At 71.7% G+C, this 4,895-nt stretch carries 4 protein-coding genes; 2 read left to right on the top strand and 2 right to left on the bottom strand.

The window, feature by feature from the left end:
- Together FNX44_RS23910 and FNX44_RS23905 are read right to left on the bottom strand one after the other, a co-directional pair.
- Positions 1-1,734 (bottom strand): stealth family protein (locus FNX44_RS23910; RefSeq protein WP_228450161.1); only part of this gene is annotated, 1,734 nt, incomplete at its 3' end.
- Between the two features lie 247 nt (positions 1,735-1,981).
- A complete protein-coding gene (locus FNX44_RS23905; RefSeq protein ID WP_143650977.1) occupies positions 1,982-2,812 on the bottom strand; it encodes an alpha/beta fold hydrolase in 831 nt (276 codons plus the stop codon).
- Positions 2,813-2,964: 152 nt separating this feature from the next.
- On the opposite strand from FNX44_RS23905, the gene FNX44_RS23900 reads away from it, so the two are divergent.
- Positions 2,965-3,804 (top strand): aldo/keto reductase, encoded by an 840-nt coding sequence (locus tag FNX44_RS23900; RefSeq protein WP_143650976.1) that lies wholly within the window; start codon positions 2,965-2,967, stop codon positions 3,802-3,804.
- A gap of 316 nt (positions 3,805-4,120) precedes the next feature.
- Positions 4,121-4,828 carry a 23S ribosomal RNA methyltransferase Erm gene (gene erm, locus FNX44_RS23895; RefSeq protein WP_153507674.1) on the top strand — a complete coding sequence of 236 codons (708 nt, stop codon included), beginning with the start codon at positions 4,121-4,123 and terminating at the stop codon, positions 4,826-4,828.
- Positions 4,829-4,895: the final 67 nt, after the last annotated feature.

The raw sequence follows: 4,895 nt of genomic DNA, 5'->3' as shown, positions 1-4,895 counted from the left end.
GTCGTCCTGCCGCTCGTAGGGGCTGGGGAAGGGGAAGTAGGACTGCAGGAACGGGCGCATGACGGCGAGTTGGGAGGCGAGATCCGTTTCGTCGGAGACGGTGTCGTTGAGGCAGAACACGGTCCGGCTCTGCGTGGCCAGCAGCCGCCCGAGGCGGGCGGGGGTGTAGGGGTGCGCCATGTCGAAGTAGTCGTAGTGCAGTCTGCCGGGCACCGCGCGGCCGGTGAGGAACGCGTAGTAGTGGTGCAGTGAGGACGTGACCGAGAGGTCGTTCAGGGCGCGGAAGCGGTTGCCGGCCGTCGTCCGGTGCCGGTCGGCGAACTCCTTCTCGATCTCCTCCAGCACGCTGCGCCGCAGCGCGTGCGGCACGTGCTTCATCTTCTGGGTGATGACCACGCCGAAGCGCTCCTCCAGCACGGCCCTGTTGTTCTTGCCCGCCGCCGCGATCGGCACGTCCTCCGGGGACGGGTCGTCGAAGGGGATCTGGGCCCGGGAGAGGAAGAAGCGGGTGAGCCCGTTGGGCAGGAAGAAGTCCTGCGGGGTGGTGAGGCGGCCGAAGAAGACGTCGTCGTTGAGGTAGAGGAAGTGCTCGGCGAGGCCGTCGATGTGGTGCAACTGGCTTTCGATGGCGTGGGAGTTGAACGTCGGAAGCAGCGAGCGGTCGGTGAAGATGTCGCGGTGGCCGACGACGGTGATGCCGGGGTGGGAGTCGTCCAGCCACTCGGGCGTCTGGTCGTCGGTCACCAGGTAGACGTGGCGGATCCAGGGCGCGTACTGGTGCAGGGAGCGCAACGAGTAGCGGAGTTCGTCGCGGCTGAGGTAGCGGGCTGCGTTGGCGGCCTCCTCGTGGTAGGCCTCCCCGGCGTACTCGGCGCGTTTGCGCAGCCAGGCGGGGTCGGCCCCGTTCACCCAGGTGTAGACGGCGTCGACGGGGAAGGAGACGTCGTCGGCCAGCGGGTGGGCGAACGGCGCGACGGTGCGCACGGGGGCGAGGGGCGGCGCGTCGGCCGGCAGCAGCCGGGAGAAGCGGTTCTGCGGCACCTCGATCCGCGGCGCGTCGGCGGGTACGGTCTCCGTGCAGCGGTTGCGGCGCGGCGCGACGAGCTCGCCGGTCTCGTCGTCCTTAGTCCAGAACTCCACGGTGCAGCCGTACCGTTCGCCGGTCGCCGCCGCCGCGGACCGGTCGGTGTAGTACCAGCCGAACCGGATCTCCGAGGCCCGGTTGAGCCAGCGCCGGGCGGCCGGCGAGCCGTACGGGACGACGCGTCGGCCCCGGCGCCCGCCGCGCCGGCGACGCGGCAGCACCAGGTAGCCCGCGGTCTCCTCACACATTCGGGTGAGTGCGCGCAGCGCGCGTCGGCGTTCCGCCCGCGGCACGCCCACCGCCGTGCTGGCGCCCTCGACGGTCCGGACGCAGAAGTGGTCCACCCCGGCCGCGGCGAGGGTGTCGCACACCAGGCGCAGCGCCTCGGTGTGGGCCTGCAGCGGGCGCGGGTAGTCGCGGATCCTCGCCGCCCTCGGCCGCTGCCGGACGAGTACCAGGCGCCGCTCGTCGCCCGAGAACAGGTCGGGCGCGCGGCGCCGGGCGCGTTCGGCGCGCAGGACGGCGGCGCGTTCGGCGAACAGCTGCGAGGTCGCGAGCGACCGCTTGAGCGTGGCCCGAGCCCCCAGCGACAGCTTCCCGGCCACCGCCCGTCTGGCCCTGAGCGGCACGACGCGCCGGTAGAGCCGCAGCAGGGGGGCGGCCTCCGGGTTCCGGTGGGTGGGGAGTTCGGGTGCGGGTGCGCCAGGTCGCGGTGCCGTACGGCCGGGCTGCCGAGGGGGAGCGGTCACGAGCCGGGGACTCCTCTCTGCTGCTACGCGGAGACAGGGACGCCTGGCGGCTACCCTTCCCATAAGGCGACGAGATATCCGATTAGCTCCCGATCCTACGATTCATCCCCCTGTCCGTGCGTGACCCGGGGGCGCGGGCGTGGCGCACTCAGCCGGCTCCCGGCACGGCCCCCAGCACGGCACGCAGGCGCTCGGCGAACGCCTGCGGCGCGTCGACGAAGCCGGTGTGGTCGCCTGGGAAGATCACCGGCTCGGTGCCGAGGTCTCGGGCCAGCGCGCGGGCGGCGCGGTCGCAGAGCTGACCCGCGGAGTCCTCGCCGATGCCGACCACCACCCGGCAGGGCGCGGAACGCAGCGCGGCGGCGTCCGGCGCCCAGAAGGTGGAGGGCCGCATCTCGTGGGCGAACCAGCGGCGCTCGTCCGCGACCTGCCGCGCGTCCCGCTCCCCGCCGAACATCTGCTCCACGACCGGCTCGGGGATCCCGATCCCCGCCTGCGCGAAGAACCGCTTCCACGCCCCGACCACGTCGCCGCCGAGATAGTCCGCGACGAGGCGTTCCGTTCCGGCGCGCAGCTCGTCGCGGTCGTCCAGCAGCTCGCTCAGCGGAGGCTCGTGCGCGACGACCGCGCGCAGCACCTCCGGGTGCCGCTGCGCGAGCGCCAGCGCGCTCACCGCGCCGCCGCTGGAGCCCACGACGACGGCCGGACCCGCGTCGAGGTGGGTGATCAACCGGAACAGATCGTCGGCGCGCAGCTCCGGAGTCGAGTCCTGCTCAGGGTCGTGGATCTCGCTGCGGTGGATGCCGCGCGGATCGGTGGTCAGCACCGTGCGGTCGGCAGCGAGCACGTCGGCGAGCGGGCCGAACGCGTCGGCGTCCATCGGCGCGCCGACGAGCACGACCAGCGACCCGGCGCCGCCCCGCACCTCGTAGTGCAGACGCCCGTCGGGCACCTCGAGCACGCGTGTGTCCCTGAGCATGGCGGTCCTCCTGGATCGGTTCTCATCCGTCATCCAGGACAGACGGTCCGCCCGCGCAGAACTCATCGCCCGACCCGTCCCGAGCGGATCTTCACCTGCTCCACCGTCTGACTCCCTTGCTAAGCTGGGGAGTTGAACCGAAGGGGCAGCACGTGACAGCAGCCGGTTTCCGGATCGGTGGAGACCTGGAAGTGCGTCGGCTCGGGTTCGGGGCCATGCGCCTGCCGACGGAGCCCGCGTCCGCCCGCGCCACCGCCGTCACGGTCGCCCGACGGGCCGTGGAACTCGGCGTCACCCTGATCGACACCGCCCACCTGTACGGCGGCGGGGCCAACGAAGAACTCCTCGCAGAGGCCCTGCACCCCTATCCGGCCGACCTGCTGATCACCACCAAGGTCGGTGTCGCGCGCTCCGGCCCGTCGGACGAGTGGCGACTCGACGGGCGCCCGGACGTCCTGCGCGACCAGGTCGACCACGCGCTGCGGCGGCTGCGCGTCGAACGACTCGAACTGCTCCAGCTGCACCGCATCGACCCCGGGACCCCACTGGCCGACCAGGTCGGCACGCTGCGGGAGCTGCGCGACGAGGGCAAGATCGGCCGGATCGGCCTCTCCGAGGTCACCGTCGCCGAACTGGACCAGGCACGGGAGATCGTCGAGATCGCCAGCGTCCAGAACCGCTACAGCCTGCTCGACCGCGAGCACGAACCGGTGCTCGCAGCGTGCGAGGCGGCCGGCATCGCCTTCCTGCCGTGGCGCCCGGTCGCCTGGGGCGAAGCCGGGGCGAACGCCGAGATCAACGCCGTGGCCGCCGACCTCGACGCCACCCCCACCCAGATCGCGCTCGCCTGGCTGCTCGCCCGCTCCCCGGTGATCTGCCCCATCCCGGGCACCGCCCGGCTCTCGCATCTGGAACAGAACATCGCGGCGGCGGACATCAAGCTGACACCACCCCACCGCGCCCGCCTCGACCGACTGGCCGAAACCCCCTGACCTTTCTCCGCGCCCCCGAAAACCATTTGCCGCGCGAACGCCGCCCTCCATAGCCTTCACGGCATGTCAGCATGCGCTTTCTACATCAGGCTGCGTCACCGCCGGGCTCTGGCCCGCTAGCGGACGCACCTTCCACAGTCGCGTCCGCAGGCGCGCCCAGGGCCCTTCGAGATCCCTTCACACATCTCGAAGACCCGAAAGGGCTGCCACTGTGGCGCAGAACTTCGCACACCGCGACTACTCACACACCCAGAAGACCAAGGCCGGCAGGTCCGGCGGCGGTGGCCGCACGTCCCGCGACCGCGCGCGACGCGAGCTGTCGCAGAACTTCCTGGTAGACACCCGTGCCGTCGACCTCGTCGTCCGCACCGCAAGGCCCTCGGGCCTGGTGCTGGAACCGGGAGCCGGCGAGGGCGCGCTCACACGCGCCCTGGTCCGGCAGGCGTCCCACGTCACCGCGTACGAGATCGACCCGCTCCTGGCCCTGAAGCTCAAGGCCGGCGGCTTCGACGTCGTACGCGGCGACTTCACGAAGGCGAGGCCGCCGCGCGAGCCGTTCGCCGTCGTCGGCAACATCCCGTACTCGATCACCTCACGCATCGTGGACTGGTGCCTGCGCGCACCCACCCTCACCTCCGCGACCCTCCTCACCCAACGCGAGTACGCGCGCAAGCGGACCGGCGACTACGGCCGCTGGAGCAAGGTGACGGTGGAGACCTGGCCGTGGTTCACCTGGCATCTCGGTGCCACGATCGGCCGGGAGAACTTCCGCCCGGTCCCGTCGGTCGACTCCTCGATCCTCCGACTCGAACGAAGGGACACTCCCCTCCTGTCCGACACGACCGGCTGGCAGGAACTGGTCGACCTCGGCTTCACCGGCGTCGGCGGCTCCCTCCGCGCCTCCCTGAAAACCCGCCACTCAGGCGTCGACGCGGCCCTCCACCGAGCCGGCGTCAACCCCAACACACTGGTCGGACACGTCCACCCGGACCAGTGGATCACGCTGTTCCACTGCCTGCGGTAGACCCGGGGGCTTCCGTCGGGACTCCCCTTCCGACGGAAGCCCCCGGGTCTACCGCAGGCAGTGGAAC

It is taken from the genome of Streptomyces alkaliterrae, assembly GCF_007097205.2.
GTDB classification, from domain to species: Bacteria; Actinomycetota; Actinomycetes; order Streptomycetales; family Streptomycetaceae; genus Streptomyces; species Streptomyces alkaliterrae.
This window is presented reverse-complemented; position numbering and strand designations above follow the sequence as displayed.

Coding starts and splice junctions, on each gene's coding strand:
- FNX44_RS23905 (WP_143650977.1), bottom strand. CDS start 2,812: ATGCTCAGGGACACACGCGTGCTCGAGGTGCCCGACGGGCGTCTGCAC.